At 62.1% G+C, this 24823-nt stretch carries 23 protein-coding genes, 1 tRNA gene and 1 pseudogene; 7 read left to right on the forward strand and 18 right to left on the reverse strand.

Annotated features, from left to right (window positions below):
- The first annotated feature begins 125 nt into the window (after window positions 1–125).
- From FBR05_09890 to FBR05_09910, 5 genes are all read left to right on the forward strand, one after another.
- Window positions 126–1811: a hypothetical protein gene (locus FBR05_09890; protein MDL1872507.1), complete on the forward strand. Its 1686-nt coding sequence runs from the start codon at window positions 126–128 to the stop codon at window positions 1809–1811.
- A gap of 179 nt (window positions 1812–1990) precedes the next feature.
- A complete protein-coding gene (locus FBR05_09895; protein ID MDL1872508.1) occupies window positions 1991–2719 on the forward strand; it encodes a hypothetical protein in 729 nt (242 codons plus the stop codon).
- Window positions 2649–3746 carry a lamin tail domain-containing protein gene (locus FBR05_09900; GenBank protein MDL1872509.1) on the forward strand — a complete coding sequence of 366 codons (1098 nt, stop codon included), beginning with the start codon at window positions 2649–2651 and terminating at the stop codon, window positions 3744–3746. Before FBR05_09895 ends, FBR05_09900 begins: the two co-directional genes overlap by 71 nt.
- Window positions 3743–4060 carry an AbrB/MazE/SpoVT family DNA-binding domain-containing protein gene (locus FBR05_09905; protein MDL1872510.1) on the forward strand — a complete coding sequence of 106 codons (318 nt, stop codon included), beginning with the start codon at window positions 3743–3745 and terminating at the stop codon, window positions 4058–4060. The genes FBR05_09900 and FBR05_09905 overlap by 4 nt, the downstream gene beginning before the upstream one ends.
- Window positions 4057–4479, forward strand: coding sequence for a type II toxin-antitoxin system VapC family toxin (locus FBR05_09910; GenBank protein ID MDL1872511.1), 423 nt, complete (start codon window positions 4057–4059; stop codon window positions 4477–4479). Before FBR05_09905 ends, FBR05_09910 begins: the two co-directional genes overlap by 4 nt.
- A gap of 78 nt (window positions 4480–4557) precedes the next feature.
- Here FBR05_09910 and FBR05_09915 read toward each other — a convergent pair whose 3' ends face one another.
- The 15 genes from FBR05_09915 to FBR05_09985 all read right to left on the reverse strand — a co-directional run bounded on the left by FBR05_09915 (window position 4558) and on the right by FBR05_09985 (window position 14988).
- On the reverse strand, window positions 4558–4923 hold the full coding sequence (locus tag FBR05_09915) for a hypothetical protein (protein ID MDL1872512.1): 366 nt from the start codon (window positions 4921–4923) through the stop codon (window positions 4558–4560).
- 157 nt (window positions 4924–5080) lie between these two features.
- Window positions 5081–5677, reverse strand: a complete 597-nt coding sequence (locus tag FBR05_09920; GenBank protein MDL1872513.1) for an XTP/dITP diphosphatase — start codon at window positions 5675–5677, stop codon at window positions 5081–5083.
- Window positions 5674–6405, reverse strand: a complete 732-nt coding sequence (locus FBR05_09925; GenBank protein ID MDL1872514.1) for a ribonuclease PH — start codon at window positions 6403–6405, stop codon at window positions 5674–5676. Before FBR05_09925 ends, FBR05_09920 begins: the two co-directional genes overlap by 4 nt.
- A complete protein-coding gene (locus FBR05_09930) occupies window positions 6381–7220 on the reverse strand; it encodes a glycosyltransferase family 2 protein (protein MDL1872515.1) in 840 nt (279 codons plus the stop codon). The genes FBR05_09925 and FBR05_09930 overlap by 25 nt, the downstream gene beginning before the upstream one ends.
- Before the next feature lie 2 nt (window positions 7221–7222).
- The gene (dnaB, locus tag FBR05_09935; protein ID MDL1872516.1) at window positions 7223–8620 is read right to left on the reverse strand and encodes a replicative DNA helicase; all 1398 of its coding nucleotides are present in this window, start codon (window positions 8618–8620) and stop codon (window positions 7223–7225) included.
- Between the two features lie 73 nt (window positions 8621–8693).
- A complete protein-coding gene (locus FBR05_09940; protein ID MDL1872517.1) occupies window positions 8694–9146 on the reverse strand; it encodes a 50S ribosomal protein L9 in 453 nt (150 codons plus the stop codon).
- A gap of 130 nt (window positions 9147–9276) precedes the next feature.
- Window positions 9277–10344, reverse strand: coding sequence for a DUF2232 domain-containing protein (locus FBR05_09945; GenBank protein ID MDL1872518.1), 1068 nt, complete (start codon window positions 10342–10344; stop codon window positions 9277–9279).
- A 15-nt stretch (window positions 10345–10359) separates the two neighbouring features.
- Window positions 10360–10614, reverse strand: a complete 255-nt coding sequence (gene rpsR, locus FBR05_09950) for a 30S ribosomal protein S18 (GenBank protein MDL1872519.1) — start codon at window positions 10612–10614, stop codon at window positions 10360–10362.
- 18 nt (window positions 10615–10632) lie between these two features.
- On the reverse strand, window positions 10633–11115 hold the full coding sequence (gene rpsF, locus FBR05_09955) for a 30S ribosomal protein S6 (GenBank protein MDL1872520.1): 483 nt from the start codon (window positions 11113–11115) through the stop codon (window positions 10633–10635).
- Window positions 11116–11175: 60 nt separating this feature from the next.
- On the reverse strand, window positions 11176–11754 hold the full coding sequence (locus FBR05_09960; protein ID MDL1872521.1) for an aminoacyl-tRNA hydrolase: 579 nt from the start codon (window positions 11752–11754) through the stop codon (window positions 11176–11178).
- A 6-nt stretch (window positions 11755–11760) separates the two neighbouring features.
- The gene (locus FBR05_09965) at window positions 11761–12435 is read right to left on the reverse strand and encodes a 50S ribosomal protein L25/general stress protein Ctc (protein ID MDL1872522.1); all 675 of its coding nucleotides are present in this window, start codon (window positions 12433–12435) and stop codon (window positions 11761–11763) included.
- An 18-nt stretch (window positions 12436–12453) separates the two neighbouring features.
- A complete protein-coding gene (locus FBR05_09970) occupies window positions 12454–13401 on the reverse strand; it encodes a ribose-phosphate pyrophosphokinase (GenBank protein ID MDL1872523.1) in 948 nt (315 codons plus the stop codon).
- A gap of 31 nt (window positions 13402–13432) precedes the next feature.
- Window positions 13433–13507: transfer RNA gene (locus FBR05_09975), tRNA-Gln, on the reverse strand.
- Window positions 13508–13657: 150 nt separating this feature from the next.
- The gene (locus FBR05_09980) at window positions 13658–14008 is read right to left on the reverse strand and encodes a septation protein SpoVG (protein MDL1872524.1); all 351 of its coding nucleotides are present in this window, start codon (window positions 14006–14008) and stop codon (window positions 13658–13660) included.
- A 119-nt stretch (window positions 14009–14127) separates the two neighbouring features.
- Window positions 14128–14988, reverse strand: coding sequence for a 4-(cytidine 5'-diphospho)-2-C-methyl-D-erythritol kinase (locus FBR05_09985; GenBank protein ID MDL1872525.1), 861 nt, complete (start codon window positions 14986–14988; stop codon window positions 14128–14130).
- A 93-nt stretch (window positions 14989–15081) separates the two neighbouring features.
- On the opposite strand from FBR05_09985, the gene FBR05_09990 reads away from it, so the two are divergent.
- Entirely contained in the window at window positions 15082–16065 is a 984-nt protein-coding gene (locus FBR05_09990) for an alpha/beta hydrolase (GenBank protein MDL1872526.1), read from the forward strand.
- 8 nt (window positions 16066–16073) lie between these two features.
- Here the strand turns inward: FBR05_09990 and FBR05_09995 are convergent, their stop codons facing one another.
- Window positions 16074–17327, reverse strand: a complete 1254-nt coding sequence (locus FBR05_09995; GenBank protein ID MDL1872527.1) for a hypothetical protein — start codon at window positions 17325–17327, stop codon at window positions 16074–16076.
- Between the two features lie 21 nt (window positions 17328–17348).
- Entirely contained in the window at window positions 17349–21014 is a 3666-nt protein-coding gene (locus tag FBR05_10000; protein ID MDL1872528.1) for a hypothetical protein, read from the reverse strand.
- Window positions 21015–21523: 509 nt separating this feature from the next.
- On the opposite strand from FBR05_10000, the pseudogene FBR05_10005 reads away from it, so the two are divergent.
- A pseudogene (locus FBR05_10005) lies at window positions 21524–21709 on the forward strand (PE family protein).
- A 2249-nt stretch (window positions 21710–23958) separates the two neighbouring features.
- Here FBR05_10005 and FBR05_10010 read toward each other — a convergent pair.
- Window positions 23959–24823: AAA family ATPase (locus FBR05_10010; protein ID MDL1872529.1), on the reverse strand; the 865-nt coding region annotated here is incomplete at its 5' end.

A 24823-nucleotide genomic window follows, 5' to 3' on the forward strand; every position in this document is an offset into this window, starting at 1 on the left:
AACAGGCCGAATTTGTCCAAAATGCGAGAGGATTTTCGTTGAATACGGCCCCTCCCTAAATTAGAGAGGCTCCTGCACTCCCATGAAATCCGGGAACCCTTTACTCAGTCATAACGGAGGAAAATATGCGTAAATTTCTTATCGGCATCGCCTGTCTAACGGCCTGCCTGACCTACCCAGGCGCCAGTCAAGCCGCTTCATTGACGGTCACCTGGGACGGCAGCAACGGGCCAGGCTCGATGGCGTTAGATGTCGACGACACGGGCGGGGCCGACGACGATTACAATTTCACATTCAACGGAGCCGACCATACTTCCACCACCGACTTCATCGTCTCCGACGGAAACGGCGTCGCCATTGGCGACTCAGACTTGACCCCCTTGGACTTTTTAGGCAACGGACTCGCCGTTTTCACGGGCCCCTTCGCCAACCTTCCCAACGTGGATCAATTGGTGTTGGAAACGGACACCCCCTTCACCCCGATCACCATGTCGGTCAACAATACCGCCCTGACCCTCGAGCAAATCGTCTACGTCAACAACACGAAGGACTACGCCATCATCGAGCTGCGGGCCGTCAACAACGGCGCTGCGGCCAGCCCGGTGTTCATCGCCGTGGCCAACGACTGGGACATCGACGGCAACAGCACCGACGGCAGCAGCGACTTCGACGCCGCCCGAAACATGGTGATTCAATTCGACGAGCCGGGACCCGACAACTATTCCATCGGAATGGCCTCGTTGAACAATCCGGTGGACCAATTCCTCCTCGGCACCTGCTGCGGGATGACGGACAGCATCGACAACGACCCCGAGCACGCCGATCCCTACGTCCTCCAACGGCATTTCCTCAATAACACCAAACCCACCGAGGAATGCGACGACGGCGGCAACGCACCCGCCGACGGCGGCGCCGACACCTGTTCGCCCAAATGCCGCACCGCAGTCGCCGGACAGGCCTGCGGTAACGGCACCCCGGAAGGCGACGAAGAGTGCGACGACGGTAACCTCGCCAACGGCGACGGCTGCGACAATCGCTGCCTCGACGAAAACAGCCTCTGCGGCAACGGGGTCCTGGACCCAGGCGAGGAATGCGACGATGCCGGCCGCGCCAGCGGCGACGGTTGCTCGCTGGAATGCACCTCCGAATTCTCCTACAACGACTCCGATTTTTGCGGCGACGGCATCGTCAACAACGGCGCCACGGGATTCCAAGCGGACCCCTCCAACGACAGCGACCTCGAATCCTCCCTCTCGGTGAAATTCGCGAGCGTCGCCCCCGGCCAGGGCGCCGCGGCGGCCTTCTGCATCCTCGGGGCCACCGGCACCGACATGGCGAACAGCGAGGCCAACCTCAAGGCCAAGGCCGACGACTGCCTCGCCTTCTACCAACAGAACATCGCCGTCTGCGGCAACGGCCTGCAGAACGCCGGCGAGGAGTGCGACGACGGAAACACCGCCGACAACGACGGCTGCGACAGCAATTGCACCGTCACCGGCTGCGGCAACGACATCGTCAATCCCGGCGAGGCCTGCGACGACGGCAACATCCAGGACGGCGACGGCTGCTCCGCGACCTGCCAAGTAGAGGGCACCTGCGGCGACGGCATCGTCGACGCCGGCGAGGAATGTGACGACGGCAACACCAACGACAACGACCTCTGCGACAACGCCTGCGCGGTCAACCCGACCCCGCTGTTCCAGGGCTCCGGTTGCGGCCTGGCGACCGGCGGTGCGGCGACGTCCGCGGCCCTATCCCTCTGGGTCCTGTTGGGCCTGGGCGGCCTGGCCCTGCGCCGACGCCTCCAGTAATCCCCTTCCCGGGCCTCCCGGCCCCGGATGAAAAAACGGCCCCGCAGCGGGGCCGTTTTTTTTCGTCCGAAATCGCTACGCTTGGCCCGCGATCCGTTCCGTTTTCATTCGTTCCTCCCCCGCCTCTCCGAAAATAATTGGAGAAAATGATTGGCATGAAAGCTGCTTAGAAGTCCGGCATGACCCTACGCCTGCTCCCCATCCTGATGGCCCTCTTTCTCCTCCCCGCGTCCATTCTCGCCGCCTCGCTCCCCGACTCGCTCCCGCCCTTGGCACGCCTGGAGCAAACGGCCCTGGCCCGGGCCGGCCTCGACCCGGCCAAGATCGGCCGCTGGGAGCGCAACGCCCGCCGCGCCGTCGCCCTGCCCCGCCTGCAGGTCGGCTACGAGCAGCAGTCCCAGAACAACAACACCGCGGTGATCCAGGACAGCATCTCGGTCACCGCCTCGGGAATCACCATCGGTCCCGAATCCAACCGCGTCGACCAGGACTTCGGCAACGACCGCGGCTTCGAGGTCAAGGCCGTCTGGGCCCTGGACGAGCTGCTCTTCAATCGTGACGAGCTCGAGATCAGCCGCGAGTCCCGCGATCTCTACCTGCTGCGCGGCCGCCTGCAGGAGGACCTGCACCAGGCCTACTTCGAGCTGAAATCCCAGCTGCTCCGCTTCGAGCTGGAGCCGGAGACGGCGCAGAACCCCTTCGAGCGGTTGAAGGCCCAACAGTGGATGGAGCGGCTCAACAGCTTAAGCGGCGGCGAGTTCTTCCGCCTCGCCAAGATTTCCCTGCCGCCGCCCCGAAACCCCGAAAGCCAACCCGAATCCCTTCCGGAGGAAAACCATGATCGCCGCCCCCATCACGCCCCAAAAAATCGCGCGCCTCGGCCTGCTGACGGCGGCCCTGCTCCTTGAGCTAGGCTGCGGGACGCCGTCGCCGCTGGAGTTTCAATCCCTGCTCCTCGAGCAACCCTACGTCTTGGAAGTGCGGCCGACCGACCGCGCGGCCCTGCCCGATGCGGCGGAGATCGAGCTGGAATTCTCGGAACGCATCGCCCTCGATTCCCTGGACGGCTCGGCGGTCGCCCTGGTCTCCGGCCTACCCAAAGAGGAGGTCTTGGCGGATGCGGAGGAATTGGCCGAACAGCTCGCCTCGGGCGAGCTGCCTTCGGTCCCGCTGCAGTATTTCCTGGAGGACGACGAGCGGCGCCTGACTCTGGCGCCTGCGGTGGATTTGGAGGCCGGCGTCTATCTCTTGGTCGTCACGCCGCGCCTGCGTTCGGTGCGGGGACTGCCCTTCAACCAAAGGCCCGGCGAGAGCCCCGCGAGCTTCGTCGCGCGCTACACCTACGGCGACGTCCCGCTGACGAGCCTCGACCCGCTTCCCGGCGGCGAAACCGGCCCCGGCGGCCCGGTCTTCGGGCCTCCGCCGGAGACCCTGGTGATCTCGGAGCTGCTCTACGACGGGAAGCTCAGCGACACCGACGGCGAGAACTTCATCGAGCTCTACGGCACGCCGGGCTCGGACATCGGCTTATACCAAATCCTATTTATCAACGGCGCGGACGGGGCGGAGACGGAGCGCATCACGCTCCCGGCGGGCTCCCTCCTACCGGAGGACGGGATCTTCCTCATCGCGGACCTGAAGACCGGCTCGACCACCGCATCCAACGTGTCGGGGGCCGACTTCCTCGACCAGTTCGACCCGCAGAACGGGCCGGACGGGGTGCAGCTGCTGAATCGTGAAGGAAATCTCGTCGACACGTTGGCTTATGGCGAAGGCCTTCCCCCCGTCGCGGCCAACGGACTGCCTTTGGGCGAAGAAGCCCCAGCGCCCGACGTCGTCGCCGGCCATAGTCTGAGCCGAATCAACGGCCAGGATAGTCAAGATAATACGCAGGATTTCGTGGATATGACGACACCCACGCCGGGGGTTTTATGAGCCGATCTAACATTGACCTTTTACATGATAAATATATGATATATCATGTACACGGAGGTCTTATCATGCAAACGGTTGTGACAGAGCGAGGCCAAATTTCCATTCCAGCTTCCATCCGGGAAAAGTTCAATTTGCTTCCCGGCACCTCCATTGAATGGCTCGAGAGGGAAGGCATGTTGATCCTTTTCCCTGTTTCCAAAGACCCCATCAAAGACTTTCGCGACAAGAACAGCAAAGTCTCGGTAGATGACCTATTGAAAGCCAGGGCCCTGGACCGAAAAAAGGAAAGAAGTCCGAGGAAAAACCGACCATGAAACGTTATTTACTGGATACCTCGGCCCTCTTGACATTGAAGCACGAGGAACTCGGCGCAGATGAAGTGGAATACATCCTAAGGCAGGCAAGCTACGGAAAAGTGGAAGTCTGGGTATCCTTCATCACGTTTATGGAACTATTTTATATCGTTTGGCAAAAACAAGGACAAGAGGAAGCTTATCGGATCTTCCTTGAGACAAAAGCGCTGCCGATAAAAAAAATAGATACAAATGAAAGCCTGGGCTTAATCGCCGGAGAACTAAAGGCCAAGTTTTCTATTTCCGTGGCAGATAGCTGGATCGCCGCCAGCTCCGTGCAAATACAGGCCATATTAGTCCACAAAGATCCAGAATTCGAATCTTTGAAGGACATCCTCGAACTTCAGGCGCTTCCATATAAAAAAATTAAAACCAGTTAAGACGTTTATGGGCGATGGCTTTTTCCCAAGCGTTTTCCAGGTAACTTGCTTCGTCTTCTAACCTTCCATTCGGCCCAGTCAAGGAACCACCACCACCGGATAAGTCTGGATCACCGTCGGGTGATAGACGTAAGGCCTCGGTCCGTCCAGGTCGATGCTGATGCCTTGCCCCAGACGAATGGTCGAAGGCAGATTGATGCTGAAGCGCCAACCGCCGCGGTAAGGATAGTAGTAACCGCCGCGCGCCGGGCTGAAATAGACCTGCTGGGCGGGATAATAGATGTATTTGTAGACGACCTTTTTCTTGTGTTTTTTGTGATAGCCATGGGCGGGGGCCCAGGGCGGAGGATCGGCTTGAAGCGGCTGCGGCAGGCTGGCGGTGAATCCCAGGGCGATCGCGGCGGTAAACAAGGATAATACGATTTTGCGAAGCGGCTTTTTCATAAGAACCTCCAAGGCCCTAGGTGGGCCTCTTCATTTTAAGACGCCGTCGTTCTTCAAGGGGTTACATCTAATTTTATTAATAATTTCAGCTAATTATAGACAGACCAGCCATCGCAGGCCTGAGGCCACAAGGAGGTTTGGGCCGCCAGCAGCAGGTTCAGTCACCGAGGAATCCCGCCAGGACCCCCTTCATTTTCTCCAGGGCCCGGCGGCGGTGGGAGATGCGGTTCTTCTCTTCCGCGCTCAGCTCGGCCAAGGTTTGCGCGAAGCCGGTGGGAAGAAATACCGGATCGTAGCCGAAGCCTCCGGCCCCTCGCGGGGCATCCGCGAGGCTGCCTCGCAATTCTCCTTCCGCGGAAAATTCCCGCCCATCCGGATGCCGCAATACCAAGACGCAGCGAAAACAGGCCCCGCGGCGGGAAGCCTCCACCGCCGCCGTCTCGCGCAGGAGCTTTTGCAGGTTCTCCGCGTCGCCCGCTCCCTCCCCCGCGTAACGCGCCGAATGGACGCCCGGACGACCGCCCAGCGCGTCGACCTCGAGGCCGCTGTCGTCGGCCAGGGCCCAGTCGCCGCAGTGCTCGGCCACGGCGCGGGCCTTCTTGCGCGCGTTTTCCAGATAGGTCGCCCCGTCCTCGACGACTTCCGGACATTTTGGAAAATCCCGCAGCGAGAGGACTTCCAGGCCCGGCGCCTCGAGGATGGCCTGGATCTCGCGCCACTTGCCGGCGTTGCGGGTCGCGACGACGAGCTTCATCGGCCCCTCCCGGCCTTCGGAAGGATCTTCGCCAGGGCTTGGCGCTGGATGCGGGTGATCTTTTCGATGCCTTGGGCCGCGGCCCGGATCATCCGTTGGGATTGGGCGAGGCTGAAGGGCTCGTGCTCGGCCGTGCCCTGCAACTCGACGAAGCGGCCGTCGCCGGTCATGACGACGTTCATGTCGACGTCGGCGGCGGAGTCCTGTTCGTAGCAGAGATCGACGCACAGCTTTCCGCCGACGTAACCCACGCTCAAGGCCGCGACGGTGTCGGTGAGCGGCCACGCCGCGATCCTCTTCTCGCGCTGCAGGCGCCGGCAGGCCAGAGCCAGGGCGATCATGGCGCCGTTGACGCTGGCGCAGCGCGTCCCGCCGTCGGCCTGCAGGACCTCGCAGTCCAGAGTGACGGTGCGCGGGCCGAGCTTTTTAAAATCCACCACCGCGCGCAGCGCGCGGCCGATCAGGCGGCTGATCTCCTGCGTGCGCCCCGAGACCCTGCCCTTCACCGACTCGCGCGCAGAACGGGTGTGCGTCGCGCGCGGCAGCATCGCGTATTCGGCGGTGACCCAGCCCTCGCCCAAGTTCCGCCACTTGGGAACCTCCTCCTCGACGGAGGCCAGGCAGAGCACCTGGGTATTGCCCATCTCGATGAGACAGGAGCCCTCCGCGTAGCGGTTGACCTGGGTCTTGAACTTGAGGGGCCTTAGGGCGAGGGCGCTTCGAGACATCGGAGTTTTTCCTTGTAGGGATCGGGTTGCTCGGGCCGGCGCTTGGCGAAGCCCGAGGATAGGATCTTTAACTTATGCGTCAGCTCGGCCGTGGCCGCGCGGCGCTGGGATTCGGAGAGGGCTTCGGAGGCGAACAACTTCTCCAAGGCCCGCACGCGGAAGCGGTCCATGCCCCAGTGGGCACGCGAGAGCTGGTCGGGGTGGCCGCCCTGCTTGACAACGAGGCGGTCAGGGAGCGTGCGGACGGGCGTCCGCAGCGCGGCGCGGAGCCAAAGTTCGTAGTCCTCGCAGACGGGAAATTCGGCGTCGAAGCCGCCGAGCCCGAGGAGAAACTCCCGGTCGATCATGACGGCCGAGGGCGAGATCAGGCAGAGCTTGAGGCAGGCCTCGAAGATCCAGCCCGAGGGCTTGGCGTGCTTCTTCATCGGATTGACGCGCACGCCGTGGCGGATCCATATTTCCTCGGTCTGGCAGATCTTATACTCGGGATGCGACTCCAAGAAACGGACTTGGACCTCGAGCTTGCCCGGCAGCCAAGCGTCGTCGGAGTCGAGGAAAGCGACGTACTTGCCGGAGGCGAGCGCCAGACCTCGGTTGCGCGCGGCGGCGGGGCCTTGATTCTCCTTCCGGATCGCCCGCAGGCGCGGCTCGGCGAGCGCGCCCAGCCATGCCCAGGTCCCGTCCGTCGAGCCGTCGTCGACGACGATCACCTCGCGGGGCGATGGTTCTTGGGAAAGAACGGAACCCAAGGCCTTGCGCAGGAATTCCAGGCGATTATGGGTAGGAATGATGACGCTGACGTCGCAGATGGCCATGACTAAAAGGCCGGTGGCGGCCCCATGTCGGGGACCATGTCGCCGTAGGTTTCGACCAGCTCCTCGAAGCGGGTGAACTCGTGGAAGAACTTGAGCTTGACGGTGCCGATCGGGCCGTTACGCTGCTTGCCGATGATGATCTCGGCGACGCCCTTCTCGGGCGTGTCCTTGTTATAGACCTCGTCGCGATAGATGAAGGCGATCACGTCCGCATCCTGCTCGATCGCGCCCGATTCGCGAAGATCGCTCAACTGCGGCCGCCGGTCCGTGCGCGACTCGACGCTGCGGTTCAGCTGGCTGAGCGCGATCACCGGGACATGCAGCTCCTTGGCGAGGGCCTTGAGCGAGCGGCTGATGTCGCTGATCTCGCGCTCGCGGCTCTCGGTGACGTCGCTACGCATCAGCTGGAGGTAGTCGACGACGATCAGTCCCAGCTCGCGCTCTTTCTTCAGGCGCCGGCACTTGGCCCGCATCTCGAGGACGGAGAGCGCCGGGGTATCGTCGATATAAAGCGGCGCCTGCGACAGGTCGCCGGCCGCCTTGATCAGGCGCGTCCAGTCGCCCTGCTTGAGGAAGCCGCCGCGCAGCTTGGAAGAGTCGACCCGCGCCTCGGAGCAGAGCATACGCTGCACCAACTGCTCTTTGGACATTTCGAGGGAAAAAACCGCCACCGCCTGTTTGGTCTCCAGCGCCGCGTTGGTCGCCAGGTTGAGCGCGAAGGCCGTCTTGCCCATCGAGGGCCGGCCGGCGACGATGATCAGGTCGGAGCGCTGCAGGCCCGCGGTGATCCGGTTCAGCTCTTTGTAGCCCGTCGGCACCCCCGTCACCGCCGAGCGGTTTTCATATAGGTGCTCGATCGTCTTGATGCTCTCCTTCACCACGTCGCGGACGTGGGCGAAGGCCTGTTGGATGCTGCGCTCGCTGATCTCGAAGATGGTCTTCTCGGCGAAGTCCATCAGCCCGCCCACGTCGCCGTCGCCCGCGTAGCCCTGCGTGACGATTTCGGTGGCGGCCTTGATCAGGCCGCGGGTGATAGCCTTCTCCCGGATGATCTTCGCGTAATAGACGACGGAGGCCGAAGTGGCCACCGAGGCCGCGAGCTGCGCCAAGTAGGGCGCGCCGCCGCTGGCCTCCAGCTCGCCTTGGCGGGTGAGCTCGTTGGCGAGCGTGATGACATCGGGGGGCTCGTTGTTCTCGAAAAGCCGGAGCGCAGCGCGAAAAATTTTTTGATGGGCGGGCTTGTAGAAGTCTTCTGGCCGCAGCTGGTCCGCAACCTTGTGGAGGGCCTCGGGGTCGATGAGCAGGGCGCCCAGCAGCGAGGCCTCGGCCTCGAGGGCCTGGGGCGGAAGGCGGCGCCCCTCTTCGGTGAAATCCGAAATTTTGCTGAGGCGCTCGGCCATGGGGTCACCCTCGAATCGCAGGCCTACCGAAGCCACCACGAAAAAAATCCGGCGTCAAGGCGCCGGGCCGAAATTATTTCTTTTCCTGGCGGACGACCCAGAGTTTGAAGGCGGCGCGGATCTCGGGGTGCAATTTCACCCCGACCTCGTAGGTGCCGATCGTCTTGATCGGGGCCGCAAGCTCGATCAGGTGCTTGTCGATCTGGACGCCCTTTTCGCGCAGAGCGGCGGAGATCTCGACCTTGGTCACCGATCCGAAGAGCCGGTCGTTGCTGCCGACCTCCCGGGCGATGGTCAGCTCGAGGCTGGCCAGCTTGGCCGCGGCCTCGTCGGCCTTTTGGCGATCCTTGGCGCGTTGCGCCTCGATCTGCTTCTTTTGGGCCTCGACGGCCTTGAGGTTTTTGGCGTCGGCCAGGACGGCCATCTTGCGGGGCAAGAGGTAATTGCGGCCGTAGCCGTCGCGGACCTTCACCACCTCGCCGGCCTTGCCCAAGGTCGGGATGTCTTCACGGAGGATGACTTGCATAACGCGCTCCTTATCAATCATTTCGAAATCTTCTATGCATTTTTTCATGGGTGGCCGGGCGGGGGTGCAGACCGGACAGGCCCATGAAAAATGTATAGAAGATTTCGAACTCCTTAATATTTGTCGAAAACTAAGCGGACTTCGGGACCAGCTTGCGGAAATCGAACCACGAGTCGAAAAATCCGAAGGCCACCAGCAAAAAGCTCAAAGGTTGAAAGAACAACAGCAACACCGCATACAGAACCAGGCGGATCATCGGCGAAAGCGACCAACGGTTCAGGTAGAAGGCCACGATCGCCAGGCCCTGAAAGAAATAGATCAGGGCAAAAACGATGAACACGTTGAGCGCCGCCACCTTCAACCAGTCCAGCTTGAGCACGTAGGCGTCGAAGATCCAGAGGAAGGCGAAGGCGATCACCACCCAAACGCCCAGGAAGGGCAATCGCCAGTTCTTCAGCTCGCCCAGGAAGGGAAAAACGCCGCCCCAGGCCGCGAACAGCCTCCGCGCCACGACGATGTTCAGCCACAGCACGAAAAGCAACAGATTGAAAACCATCGCCGGCAACAGGCGCACCGCGTAGTAGGCGATGCCCTCCGCATGGTCCTTCAACATGGCCCACTGGACCTGCATTTCCTCGTCGGCCGGAGTCGCCTTCGTGATTTCTTGGAGCATCTTCACGAAGTAACCTTCCAAGCCCCGGACAAAATCGCCCCAGGTACCCCAAGTGTAGAGGGCCAGCCACAGGGCCAGGAAGAGGAAGACGATCGCCGCCGTCTGCCCCACCAGCCGCGTCATCGAATAGGGCTGGGCCTCGAACTCGCCGAGCAGCACGCCGATCAGGGCGAAAAACAGGTAGTATGCGATGCCAAAGACCGCCGGGTTCCAGGATTCGACCGTGGGGCCTAGGCCCAGGCCGGGAACCCAAAAAAACAGCTTCAAGGCCCCCTCGGCGCCGAGCCGATCGGTCGCGAAGGGCAAGAGCGCCCCGTAAATCGCCGCCAGGATCGCCATCGGCAGGAGGATCCCAGCCATGGCCTTGATCCCCCGCGCCCGCCGGTAGGCGTAGAGCAAGGGCAAGGGGGTCAACCAAACCAGGAGGCCGCTCAAGTACATCAGCAGGGACATCAGCCCCAACCCCAAGGCGCCGAACAGGCTCAGCGGCCGCGATCCTCCGGTGCTAGGCAATGGGACCTCCATGACGCCTCGCCGCGGCTAGGCGTGGGTCGCCGTGAAGGGGATCAGCGCCAGGGTGCGGGCCCGCTTCACGGCGGTGGTCAAGGCGCGCTGGTGCAGCGCGCAGTTACCGGTGATGCGCCGAGGAATGATCTTTCCGCGCTCGGTGATGAAGAGACCGAGCAGCTTGGGGCTTTTGTAGTCCAGCTTGAAATCCTTGTCGGCGCAGAAACGGCACACCTTACGGCGGCTGAAGCTGCGTTTGCGGGTCTTGGGTCGTTGCGCATAGGCCATAAATGCTTCTCCCTTGGGCTATTCTTCAACGCCTTCAATGGCGGGTTCGTCGGCGGGGCTCGCATCGCGCCCATGGCCGTGGCCGCCCTCGTGATGCCGGCGATCGCCGTAGCGATCGCGGGGCGGACGGTCGTAGACAGGCTCTTCGTGAAAGACCTCTTCCGGCGGGAGCGGGGCCTCGCCGGCGCGGGCCAGACGTTCGGCCTGGTCGACCTTTTCGTCAACCTTGACGGTGAGGAATTTGAGCACCCGGTCGTCGTACTTCAGGATGCGCTCGAGTTCGGCGACCGAGGCCCCCTGATCGAGGTATTGCAGGTACAGGTATTGGGCCTGGGTGAACTTCTCGACCCGATAGGCCAGGCGGCGCTTGCCCCAGTCGACGTGGTGCAGGATGTGACCGCCGCCTTTGGTAATGATATCCTTGAGTTTTTCTTGGATGGTCTTGACTTGGTCGCCGGGCAGGTCCGGCTTGAGGACGTAGATCGTCTCGTACTCGCGCATGTTTCCTCCTTATGGTCCTTAGGTCAGGGCCCCCTTAAAGGGAGCAAGCAGGATGCATATTCAATTAGGGCGCTTGGTATTAACCATTTGCATCAGGGGGTCAAGCCCCATTTTGACGAAGATCTTCACCGCTTCCGAGGCCTTAGGCAAGAGCTCTTCGTCCAAAATCTTGCGCTCTTCCTTCGAGAAGGCGGCCAGGACGTGATCGGCCCCTCCCCTTTGGGCCGGGGGCCGGCCGATGCCCACCCGCAGGCGGCAGAAGTCTTTATGACCCAGGGCCTCGATGATCGAGGCCACCCCCTTTTGGCCGGCGGCGCTGGCGGAGAATTGGGCCTTCATGCGGCCGAAAGGGAGATCGAGCTCGTCATGGACGACCAGCAGGTCGCCGCCCTCGAGCTTGAGGAAGTCGACCCAGGGGCCGACGCAGCGGCCGCTCAAATTCATGAAGGTCTCGGGCTTGACCAACAGGATCTTCTCGTCGCCCTCGCGGTGCTCGGCGTAGTGGCCGTGGAACTTCTGCCGGCGAAAGTCCGCACCCCACTCTTCGGCCAGGCGGTCGACGATAAAAAACCCGACGTTGTGTCGGGTTTTTTCGTATTCTTTGCCGGGATTGCCGAGGCCGACGATGAGCTTGGGCATGGCAGGCTACTTTTTCTTCTCTTCCTTTTTCTCGACCTTCTTCTCGGCCTCGCCCTCGGCGGGCTTCTTCTCGGTCAGGACCTCGGGCTGGACGACCTCGGTCTCGGGGGTCGTGGCGACCTCTTCCACCGGCGCCACGACGGCCGCGACGGTCTCGTCGGAGCCCGGCACCAGCTCGACGCCCTCGGGGAGCTTGAGATCGTGCACGTGGATGTTATCGCCGATGTTGAGGCCGGAAACGTCCGCCTCGAGGGCGTTGGGAATGGCGGTCGGGAGGCAGTTGACCTTGATGGTGCGGGTGATGTGCTCGAGGATGCCGCCTTCCTTGACGCCGGGGGCCTTGCCGACCAGCTGGATCGGGACCTCGACCGAGACCTTCTTGGTCAAGTCGATCTTCAAAAAGTCGACATGCAGGAATTTGCGGTCGATGACGTGGGCCTGGTAGTCCTTCACCATGACCGGTATCCGCTCCTTGCCCTCGATCTGCAGGTCGACGATGACGTTGATGCCGGAGGCCGAGCTCACCGCCTTGGTGAAGTCGCGGGTGTTGACCGAGAGGGGCATGGCCTCTTGGCCCTGACCGTAGAGGACGGCCGGGATCGCGCCCTTGGCGCGCAATTGGCGGGCGACGCCCTTGCCGGTCTTTTGCCGAAGGTTGGCGGTTAACTGTTGGCGTTCCATGACAGACTCCTTAAACAACTAAACGAACAATGAAGAAACCGAATCGCTGTGGGTGATGCGGCTGATCGCCTCGCCCAGCAGCTTGGCCATCGACAGCACCTTGATCTTGGGGTGCTTGAGCACGGCCTCGGGCTGCGAAATTGTATTCGTCACCACCAGGGCCGACAAGACGGATTTTTCGATGCGCTCGACGGCGGGGCCCGAGAGCACGCCGTGGGTGGCGCAGGCGAAGACGCGCTTGGCGCCGTTGTCCGCCAGGGCCTGGGCGGCTTGGGTCAAGGTGCCCGCGGTGTCGACCATGTCGTCGACGATGATCGCGGTCTTGCCCTCGACCTCGCCGATGACGTTCATGACCTCGGAGACGTTGGGGCGCGTGCGCCGCTTGTCGATCATCGCGAGACCGACCTCGAGGCGCTTCGCGTAGGCGCGGGCGCGCTCGGCGCCGCCGGCGTCGGGCGAGACGATGACCAGGTCGTTCATCAGGTTTTCCTTGATGTAATCGAGCAGGATCGGCGTCGCGTAGAGATGATCGAAGGGAATGTTGAAGAAGCCCTGGATCTGCCCGGCGTGCAGGTCGACGGAGAGCACGCGGTGGGCGCCCGCCGAGGTAATGAGGTCGGCGACCAGCTTGGAGGTGATCGGGGTGCGGGGCTGGACCTTGCGATCTTGCCGGGCGTAGCCGTAGTAGGGCATGACCGCCGTGATGCGCTCGGCCGAGGCGCGCTTGAGCGCGTCGATCATGATGAGCAGCTCCATCAGGTGCTCGTTGGCCGGCCGCGAGGTCGACTGGATGATGAAGACGTCCTTGCCCCGGACGTTCTCGTCGATCTCGACCCAGACCTCGCCGTCGGAGAAGCGCTTGACCTGGGCAGCGCCGAGCGGCACTCCGAGGGAGTCGCAGATCTCCCGGGCCAAGCCCAAGTTGGCATTGCCGGAGAAAATTTTGATGTCTTCCAAGGGTCGCATCATTTTCATTTCAAGCTTTTCCCAAAACCTATTGTTGGGGCGGTAGGATTCGAACCTACGAATGCCGGAATCAAAATCCGGTGACTTACCGCTTGTCTACGCCCCAAAAAAATCCTCTCGTCAAGAAACCCTCCGGTTGGGGGGCTGAAGGGGGAAGAGTCCCGAAAAAACAAGCCATTCCACCCCCAAAAAGGGGCGCACCGAGTTACAACGCAGGTACGCGGATTGTCAATGTTTCTAGAGGAAAAAAGGGCCCTCAGTCGTCCGGGGCGGCATAATCCTCGGGCTTGATCTGGTCGGGGGTCTTGGACTCGATTTTGGGGGCCTGAGGGGCCGGGGCGGCGGGCGGCAGGGCGCCCTTCTCGCGCTCGTAGGCGTCGAGGACGGCGGTCTCGATCTTGGCCCGAAATTCGTTATTTAAGGGATGGGCGACGTCCTTGAAGGTGCCGTCCTTGCGCTTCTTGGAGGGCATGGCGACGAAGAGGCCGCTGTTGCCGTGGATGACCTTGAGGTCGCGGACCACGAAGCAGTCGTCGAAGGTGACCGTCGCGTAGGCCTTCAGCTTCTCTTCGTTAACGGGAAATACTCGGACTTCGGTGACTTCCATGCGGCCTCACCTTCGCCACGGGGCGGTTTCCTGCCGGAGCTTACCCTAATATAAAATATCATATTTTTCAGGTCGATACACGAGGAAAGCCAAAGCGGAGCCAGAAGCGGAATGAAGGGTCAGGCGGCGTCCAGGTTTTCGGCCATGAAAATTTTCCACTCTTTTTGGGCCTTTTTCTCCATGCGCTCGAAGGCCTTGGCCAGCTTGACCTTGTCGGCAAAGATCCCAAAGACCGTGGGGCCGCTGCCGGTCATCTGGCTGGCCAGGGCCCCCAATTTCAACATTTCGTCTTTAATTTCACCGATGATGGGGAATTCTTTGATGGTGACCCGCTCGAGGTCGTTGTGGAGGATCTTGGCGACGTCTTTCTTGGTGCGGTAGGCGTTGGGGACCTCGCCCTGCCCGTTGAACTTGCCCCCCTCGAGCTGGTAGCGCCCGTAGACCCAGTCGGTGCGCACGGGAATATTAGGATTTACCAGTAAAAATAATAACTTAGGCATGGCCTTGACTTTTTTCAGCTGCTCGCCGATGCCCTCGGCCAGGGCCGGGCCTTCGAAGAGGAAAAAGGGCACGTCCGCCCCTACCTTAAGGCCGATTTTCATGAGCTTTTCTTTGGTCAGCTTGAGCTTGAGGAGGTGGTTGATGCCCTTGATGACGGTGGCGGCGTTGCTGGAGCCTCCACCCATACCGGCAGCTACGGGGATGCGCTTTTTAATGTGTACCTCGACCCCGACATTACGGCTAGAATAGGCCAAGATCTCCTTGATGGCCTTGAAGGCGATATTGCTCTCGTCGTTGGGGACCCCTTCATGGTCGCAGGTGACCGTGATTCCTTTTTCGACGATTTTCATGTCGATTTCGTCGGCGATGCTGACCCGCTCCATGAGGCTGCGCAGCTCGTGGTACCCGTCCGAGCGCTTTCCGACGACTTCCAGGCGAAGATTGACTTTTCCGGGAGAAGGAAGGGTGAGGCTTTGCATGGTCGGTCCTTATATAGACTAAAAATAACCCTGTCAATACGGTATTTTACCATTGCTTTGTTAGAATGAGCCTGATACTTTGCGCCGCCTTTTATGAACAAAAGCAAAGGGCCGCGGAAGGCCGTCACACAAAAGAATCCGGGCAAACTTGCCCAGCTGATCCGGCTGCGGGAGGGCTTCACCAAAAGCTCCGACGGCACCGCGATCTATTACAAGGCGGTCGGCTTCGGATTTCCCATCGTGCTGTGCAACGGCATGGGGGTCTCGACCTTTTTTTGGAAATATTTCGAAAACGCCTTCAAGAACCACTTCCAGGTCATCACCTGGGACTATCGCGGCCATGGCCGCTCGGCGGCGCCCAAAAACCGGGACAACGTCAGCGTCCAGGCCTTGGTCGAGGACTGCAAGGCGGTCTGCGACGAGCTGAAGGTCAAGAAGGCCCTCTTCATCGGCCACAGCCTCGGGACCCAGGTGGTCCTCGAGTTCTACCGGCGCCACCCGCGCTACGTCGCGGGCATCGTCTCCTGCCTCGGCACCTTCGGCCGGCCGATGGATTATTTTTATAATTCGCCGCTTTCCAAGTATATCTTCGAGGTCTTCACCGCCTTAGGCCTGCTCTTCCCCAAGCAAAGCAATTTCCTCAGCCAGCTGCTCATCAAGAACCCCTTCTGGTATCAGCTGGGCGGCCTGATGAAGATGATCAACACGGGGATGGCCGACAAGGCCGACGCCCAGAAGTACGTCGATCACATCCTGAGCCTCGACCCGCAATTCTTCGCCAAACTCAGCCGCAGCGTGCAGTCGCACAGCGCCGAGGACATGCTGAAGCGTCTCAAGATTCCCACCCTCATCATTGGGGCCGACGGCGACACCTTCACGCCGGTCTGGCTGGCCAAGAAGATGCACCGGGTTATCCCCAAATCCGAGCTGATCATCATCAAGAACGGCTCGCACGCCGCCCTCGTCGAGCAGCCCGAGCTGATCAACCTGAGGATCGAGAAGTTTTTGCGGGAGAGGATCCTGTCGCTGCCGCAGGCCGCGGCAAGAGAGGTGGCCGCGCGCGCCGAGGCCGGCTGAGGCCGGCGTCAGGGCGCAAACTCCGGAAAATCGAAGAACATCAAATCGGAGGCCGAGGTAAAGGGTAGGAAACCGAGGCCCGTAGTGTTTAGGCCCAGCGGTTTGCAGAACGCCTCGAAGCTGACACCTTCTCCGGTCGAGATCCTGACGCATTGGTTTGTGAATTGCCGGGGGGGCGGGTCATTCGATTCGAAGGAGCCCAGCCAATAATCCTGGTTTTCTAGCCAGCGGCCGAATCCCTTAGCGTAATTTCCCATATCCGTCGCGCTGCCGTTACTGGTCTTGAGGGCGGTGGCATTCGGCCCCAATTGGCTCGCAAAGGCGCGGATGGGCAGGAACACCTCCGGCGGCAAGGGAGGCGTCGCCACCAAGGCCCCGAAGAAGCTGTCGGTAAATTTATCCTCGGGATCAAAATGGTCGTAATTCGCCGCGACTTGGATGACGGAACCCACCGGCGCAAAGGTGAGATCCTGGCCGCGCAGGCTTCCCGAACCGGGGTTCGTCGGCAAGGGGAAATCGTCGAATCGGGCGGCGAGCAGGCGGGACTCCACCACCCCGTCGTCCACCCAAACCCTAACGCAGATCGGAAGCGCCGCGGTATGTCCCGAGCAACCTTCGGCGCCGCCGATGCCGTCGAGGTCGAAATCGCCGAAGTTAAGCCGGGCAATGTAGGGTTTCGTGCCGATGAAGATGACCTTCTCCATCTTATTCAGAGTTGCGTCGACCGGGATCAGGAAGGTGCTCAGCGGCCCCAACAGCGCGGCAAGTCGGGAATTGGCGAAAAAGACCAAATTGGCGCTGAAGGCGAGATTTTCGGAATAATCCTCAATTTGACAGGAAGCGCTGCAACCGTCCCCGCTCCGACTCATGCACAACCCGTCGCCGATCAAGGCACACTCCGCGTCCATCGAGCAGGCGATGCCGTTGCTGCATTGCATGCCGTCATCGCATTGTTCGCCGGTGTCCAAAGCTCCATCGCCGCAGACCCCGGACCCGGCCGTCAAGAATTTCGAAAAGGCCTCATCGAGATAGGAATCTCCGAGGGAGGCAAACATGATCGCGCCGCCGTCCATCCGGGTCTTGTTGACGTCGATGGAGAGATCCTTGGGAATCTGGAGGACGGAAGGCAGCTCGGCTACGGGCGCGGGCGGAGCGGCGAAGTTTCCGGATTCACCGGTGGTCCCAGCGCAGCCCAGTTGCAGCAAAAAGGCGGCCTGGAGGAAAAGGAGGGCGGCAATCGCCGTTTTTCGCAATATTTCCATCGCGCGAGGATCCTCTTTCGCCTAACTCTTAGGCAGCGGCGCGGCACATTTGGTGCAATCCGACGGACAAGTGTCGCAAGATTCCGCCCCGTTACAAATTCCGTCGCCGCAGAACGGATCGGGAGGGGGCGGACAGGCATTCGGGTCTTCGGCAGGCATTTCAAGGCAATCCTGGTCGCCACCTATGCAATCGACCATGCCGTCACAATCGTTATCGAGTCCGTCGTTGCAAATTGCCTCGGTTGCCGTGCACGGTACGGCGACACAATTCCCGATGCCCTCCGTCTTTTCGCAATAAAATAAATACCCCGGAGGCGCCCCGCATTGGCCGGCGATATCCATACATTCCGCGTGCGAGACGCAGGCGAAGGACGGGCTGTCGCAGGATTGGCAGGCCTGGTTCGCATCGCAATAATTTCCCGGATCACAGGCGCAGCCGGAGGGAGGGCATAGCCTCGCATCTTCCACCGGACAATCCGGATCGCCCCCGGTCACGCATTCGAGCAATCCGTCACAGTCGTTGTCGACCCCGTCGCCGCAACTGGTCTCCGTCTGCGGGCAATCCGCGGGGCACACCGAATAATTTTCCCCGGCCCCGCAATCGCATAGGCCGTCGCCGCAGGAGGGGGGGCGCACGATGTCGCAGCTGCCCTTGGGGCAATCCTGCGGGCAATTGACCTCGGTTTCCCCGGACCTACATTCGCAGGTGCCGTCACCGCAGGTATACGTAGCCCGAATGCAATAACCGGTCCCCCCTTTGTCCGCAGGGCCGCAGACAAATTGCATGTCAGGCGGGGCGCCGCACTTCGCGGCGATATCCATGCACTGCTGGTCCAGGGTGCAGGCGAAGGCCGAGGTCTCGCAAGCCTGGCATGATTTGGAAAGGTCGCAATAATAACCTTCGGCGCAGGCGTCCTGGGCCTCGCAGGCGCATTTGCAGGAGGCGCAGGCGGCGCCGCCCGGGCAGGCATCCATGCCGGGTTCGCCGCATTCCTCGCCCGCGGTGGCCTTACCGTCTCCGCAAGCCGGGAGGGTGCAATCGCTGTAGCAATAATCGTCGTCGAGCTTATTGCCGTCGTCGCAGGCTTCCCCACGGGTCACCACCCCGTTGCCGCAGCCGGTCGGGGTGCAGTTGCCGTCGCAGCCGTCGCCGTCGGTCAGGTTCCCGTCCTCGCAGACCTCGTCCTTGGTCTGAATCCCATTGCCGCAGCCGGTCAGGGTGCAGTTGCTGTCGCAGCCGTCACCGTCCCGGGTGATGCAGAGCTCTTCGCCGATCCCCGCGCAGTCGCCGTCGCTTAGACACGGGGTTCCGTCGCCGCAGTGTTTCCCATCGTCGCAGGCCTCCGCGGGATTTTCTTTTACCGCGTTGCCGCACACCGCGGGGCAATCGTCCGGACAGTTGAAATAATCTTCCTTTTCACCGCAGGTTCCGTTGTTGTCGCAGAAGGCGCACGCATCGCCGATGCCGTCCGAATCCGAATCGCGCTGCCCGAAATTGGGGACCCTTCGGCAGTTGTCGCAGGCGTCTCCGATCAAGTCCCCGTCCGAATCCTTTTGATCCGGATTTTCGATGCCGGGACAATTGTCGCAATCCCAGGTGTCCATGATCCCGTCGCCGTCGGCGTCCCAACCCCAGGGAGTTTGGGAGATCAGGCAATAGCTGCAGGCCTGGCCCGGGAATCCCCCGCCTTCCGCGTAAGGGGCCTGGTCGGGGTTATATTGTTTCGGGCAATTGTCCTCGAGGTTGGAGACCCCGTCGTAATCTCCTTCGCCGCAGGCCTCCGGCTGATTGTAGGGGCTGTAATCCCTCGGGCATAGGTCGCAGGCGTCGCCCATCGGGTCTTCGTCCTGGTTCGCCTGGTCGGGGTTGTAGTCGAAGGTGCAATTGTCCCCCTCTTTGTCCAAGATCCCGTCCTCGTCGCTGTCGCCGTTGCAAGCGTCGCCTCGGCCGTCCGGATAGGGATCCCCGCTGTCGTTCACCAAATCGGTCTGGTCCGGATTGGGCGTGCGCGGACAGTTGTCGCAGAGATCCCCAACCCCATCGCGGTCGCGGTCGCCTTGGTCGGTTCCATGGGTCAGCGGGCAGTTATCCGACTCGTCGGGCACGCCGTCCCCGTCCATGTCGCCCTGGCAGGCGTCTCCGACGCCGTCCCCGTCGCTGTCCTTCTGGTTGTCGCTGGAAGGAACCTGCACACATCCCCTGCCGTCGCATTCCCAGACCGGATTGGGTCCGTTGGCCACCAGCGGGCAATTATCGCAGGGATCGCCCACCCCGTCGAAATCGCGGTCCGATTGGTCGTTATTTGCCGATTGGGGGCAGTTGTCGCAGGCGTCGCCGACGCAATCCAGGTCGGCATCCGCCTGGTCGGGATTGGCCTGGTTGTCGCAATTGTCCTCCCTGTCCAGCAGGACTTGATCGCCGGGACCCCCGCCGGAATACCCGGCGTAGATATAGCCGTCCCCGTCCTGGTCGAAGGCGCAACATCCGTTGACGCAGAGGATCTTCGTCCGGCAAGTGTCGCATTCTTCGCAATGGGAGGCGGCGTCGCAGGCCTGCTTGCAGGCCTCGATGGCCCCGGTATCGCCCCTATAATTATCCTGGCACTCGCTATAACAGTACTCGCATTGGTAACAGGGGTAGCCGCAGGGCCCCCCGTTGAATTGGGAGAATTCCCGGCTTTGGCAATCGACGGCCGGGCACTCGAGCCCCTGGCCGTTGACGGTCCCGCCAAAGGAGATCGGGCAAACCTCACCCCACATCCCGGTGCGTGAGCAAGAGCCCGTCGAGCCCCCGCCTCCGTCGTCCGGTGGTGCCAATTTCATGGGGAAGCAACTCTTTCGACCGCGACTGAGCTCGCATTTTAACGCGTGCCCGAATCCATCCAAGAACTCGGCCGTCTCCGGACATCTCTGGAGAAAGGCATCGCAATCCAGGTCCGAGTCGCATTCAGGGATATCCAGACAGGCGGAGTCGACGGTTTGAGGCGGAGGGGCCGTCGTGGGAGCTGCACTCACCGCGCAAGTCACGGGCTCGCCGGAGCACTGAAAAACCCGCCCGCCGGCGACGGCGCCGAACGCTGTAACGGTAAGGCGCCAGGCCCCGAAACCGGCCATGCGCCAACGCTCTTCCAGCACCGCATGGACCTCATTCACCGCGAGGGAGTCGAGTTCCGCGAAGCGAATGCTTAAATTCACCGGATTGGAAAGCTCCATCCGGACCATCGTTGACGGGCAAGAGGCGTCGGGCGCCTCCTGCACGCAAGACGGCGGCGGGCTCCACAACGAATGAAAGGACAAGGACCCCGTGAAGGCGGCCAGACCCAGGCCGCTCTCCCGGAGACAGGCCTTGAACTCCACCGTCCCGATCATTTCCATCGCCGCCCCCTGGGAAGAGCAGGAACCCGACAATTTCAGGCAATCATTCTCGAAATCTACAATTTCGGGGCAATGCCAACCTCGGCCGCTGGAGATCGATTTCGAGTCGGAAACACTTCCGGGGAAACCCAAGACGGAGGCATTGGCTTGGGCGGCCAGGGTGGCGATATTTTTTAGGGATTCCCGAGCCAGGGCCTCCGGGGCGACTCCCGTCGAAACGGCTTTATTGGAGCTGCAGGCGCCTAAACCAAGGGCCGCAGCCAATAATACAAAAATACCCCCACGGATTTTTTGGGAAACCCCTAGCCCCATTTTCCACTACCCTTAGACCTTAGACGGAATCATAGGTTTCCCGGGTACAAAGAGAATAGGGCATTTTCCTAAATTGGATATTTTTTTCCGGCCGGTGGCCGGACCCGGAAAAAAAAGATGCCGGGGCGCGTTATAAGCGCCCCGGCAACGATATCGTCTCCGGACGTCGGCTCAAAGCGTGACCAACACCGCCGTGTCGCAAAGGTCCACGACGTCGTTCAGGTCGAAGGCCGGCGTGTCCTCGTCGATGGACAAGAGGAAGTTCTTCAGGTCCTCGAACTCCCCCGCTCCTTGCAGGGCGAAGGCGGGATTGGCCCGGGTCAGGTGGTCGGCCCAAGAAGGATCCGTCAGAAGCTCGTCCAGGGTCTTCGCCAGGCCGTGGTGGAAATACGGGGCGTTCAGGGCCACGCCGAGGAGGTTGGGCACGTTGTAGCCATTGACCGAGCCCTGCGCGATCTGGGTGCTGTTGCCGTTCTTGATCTCGAGGAGGGTCGTAAGGCCCGGATTATCGGGATCGCCGAAGGTTCCCACGTTGCGCAGCACGCAGGAGACCTGCAAGGGGGCGATGCCCGGGGCCGCGTCGCCACCGTTCTCGGTCTGGATGTTGCGGTTGTTCCCGCTGCCGACGCCGAACTCGTCGACCAACTCCTGGTCGTCGAAGGGCCCGATGCCCGAGTTGGGGTTGCCGATGCTGAATCCGGCGGCCAGGTCGAGGGTGTTGTCCCGGGTGACTGGGTAGAAAAGCTCGGAGGAGGTCCAGCCGGGCCCGCCGTGGCACTTGAAGCAGCCGGCCTCGGCAAAGAGGCCGCGCCCTCGGGCGATGGAAGCCTCCAAGGCCGCGTCGCCGAAGGTCTTAGGGGCCCGCGGACTCCGCATGGTCCTGGTGAAGGCGTCGACCTCGTCCCAATCCTCGCCGGCGCAGAGCCGCGCCTCGTTGGCCGTCTCGAGATCCAGGACCGATCCCGCCAAGCCGACGTCGTTGAAGCCGTTGTTGGTAAGCAACTCGTCGGTGTCGTCGCCGTTGATCACGCCGTTCGCGTCGCCGTCGAGCAGCGAGGGACCTTGGTCGCCGAGGACGTCGCAGTTCGCCGGGTTGGAGGCGTCGTCGTTCTCCGCCGTGGTCAGCACGCCGCGCCCGCCCGAGACGTTGGTGATATTGCCCTCGAAATCCCGAATCTCGTCGAAGATCGCGGTCCAATTGAGGATCTTTTGCGTCTCCTTGACCCCGTCGCCGTCGCGATCCTGATAGGTCCAGTGCATCGGGATGGTACGGCGGGGACCCGTCGCGAAGCTCCACACGACGTTGTCGGAGAGGGTTCCGTTCGCGTGACAGGCCGCGCAATCGGAGCGCGACTCGACGGACCAACGCGCCCGCGCCGTGAAGAACAGGAGCTGGCCGCGCTCGACCTCAAACTCCTCGCTGCCCGCGGCCGGCGGTGTCGAGGTCGGCACGGTGGAAGTCGCGACCTGCTGCCCCAGGTCGAGGGTGACCAGCTTGCGCGTCCCGCGGCAATTGACGAAGGCCTTCGGGCTGTTGCGCAAGACGGAAATGCCCATGGGGGTGCGGCAGGCCGGGAACAGGTCGATCTGGTCGGGCTTGCCGTTGCCGTCGAAGTCGTCGATCGAAACCTGATTATTGCTTAGGTTGAACAGCACCCGCTGCACGGCGTCGCCGCCGCGGGAGACCGCGTAAAGGACTATATGGGAGGCGTCGGATTCGCTCGCGGAGACGGCCAAGGAGGTCGTGTCGGAGAGAAAGTTGCGCTTCCCGTCCTCGGTCGGCAGCAGGTCCTGGATCTTTTTCTCGAGGTTGACGCTGAGCGCGGCCAGCTCGTTCTTGCCGGAGACGCTGCCCACGAGGATCAGCGGGCGCACGTTGCCGCCGCGCACCTGCACGGGACCCGCGGGCGAGACCGCGATGGTCGGCACGAAAAATCGGTCGCCCAGGACGCTGACCGCGTAGAGCTGATTGGGAGAGGTCCTGGCGGTTCCGAAGCTGCCGACGGGCGAAACTTGGCTGGAACGCGGCTGGAACAGGACCGTGCCGCTCGAGCCGAGGTCGGAAACGCGCAGCAGCTGCGCCTCGCCGCGGCGGCTGTCGTCGTCGGTGGCGCCGTTGATCGGGGTCCCGTAAAACTGGGTGACGATCACGGTCTCGTCGTTGTCGTCTCGGTCGAGGTCATTCGTCACCGCGATGCCGAAGGGGGTCTTCGCCGCCGTCGCCGCGACGGGCTCGAGGCTCTCGGCATCCAGCTTGAGGACCCTCCCTTGCGCCAGCTCGGAAACGAAAAGAGACTTTCCGCTCGGCGCCAGGGCCAGTCCCACCGGCTCGGCGCCCACCTCGGCGGTGTCCACCACCGCGGGATTTCCCTTGAGGCCCGCCAGCTTCGAGACCGTCGCCGAGGCCTGGTTGACGACGAAGGCGGAATCATTGTCGGGGCCGATCACCACCGCGACGGGCTCGTCGCCGACCGCGACTTCCTTCACGAGCGCGGGCGGATCCACCGTGATGTCGAAGACGCTGACGGAGTCGGCGTTCTCGTTGACCGCCACCAGCCGGGTCTCGTCCGGAGACACCATCACCGCGCTGGATTGGGAGGCGAAGGGAAGGAAGACGTCCTCGCCGCCGCCATCCCCGTCATCCCCGCCGCCCCCGCATGCCGCCAAGCTCAAGACGGAACAAAGCGCCAAAACACGAAAGGTTTTCATGGAAAGCCCCCATTCCCGCGCCGGAGCCGACGCGGATCTGCCCTCGAGAGCGCGCGTCCAAACGCGGCGAAACGCCGGCATCGGCGGCGGCTCTCATGATCGTCGAATTGTCTTGCTGTAACCCCCCGCGGTTGGAGTGAGGATCCGCGAGACTACGGGCTATTCGGAGTGCATTATCGGAGTAACAAAGGAAAAAGTTCCGTGCAAGGGATAATTTTTTTCGGGCCGCGGCCCATTATTTCACCGCCTTCCGGAAGGAAAGCTCGCCGGCCCCCTTCCCCACCTGAGTCTTGCCCACGTCGGCGACGACCTTGTCACCGTCCTTGAAATCCCCGGCGAGCAGCTGGAGCGCCAATGGATCTTGGAGGTATTTTTGGATGGCGCGCTTCAGCGGCCGCGCGCCGTAGACGGGGTCGTAGCCGTGCTCGGCGATCAGCTTGCGCGCGGCCTCGGTCAGCTCGAGCACGATCTTGCGCTCTTTGAGCAGCTTGTCGAGGCGGGCCAGCTGGATACCGACGATCTTCTCGATCTGCTTTTCCTTCAGCGAGTGGAAGATGATGATCTCGTCGACGCGGTTGAGGAACTCGGGGCGGAAGTGGCCGCGCAGGGCCTCCATCACCCGCCGCTCCATCTCGGCGTCGTCCTTGCCGGCCAGCTCGGTGATATACTGGGATCCGATATTGCTGGTCATGATGAGGACGGTGTTTTTGAAATCGACCGTCCTCCCCTGCCCGTCCGTCGCCCGCCCGTCGTCGAGGATTTGCAACAGGACGTTGAAGACGTCGGGGTGGGCCTTCTCGATCTCGTCGAAGAGGATGACGGAATAAGGCCGCCGCCGCACCGCCTCGGTGAGCTGCCCGCCTTCCTCGTAGCCGACGTAGCCCGGCGGGGCGCCGATCAGGCGCGAGACGGAGTGCTTTTCCATGTACTCGCTCATGTCGATGCGGATCATCGCCTGCTCGTCGTCGAAGAGGAACTCGGCCAAGGCGCGGGCGGTCTCGGTCTTGCCGACGCCGGTGGGGCCCAGGAAAATGAAGGGACCGATCGGGCGGTTGGGATCCTGCAGGCCCGCGCGGGCGCGGCGCACGGCGTTGGCGACC

It is taken from the genome of Deltaproteobacteria bacterium PRO3 (assembly GCA_030263375.1).
Classification (GTDB): Bacteria; UBA10199; UBA10199; order DSSB01; family DSSB01; genus DSSB01.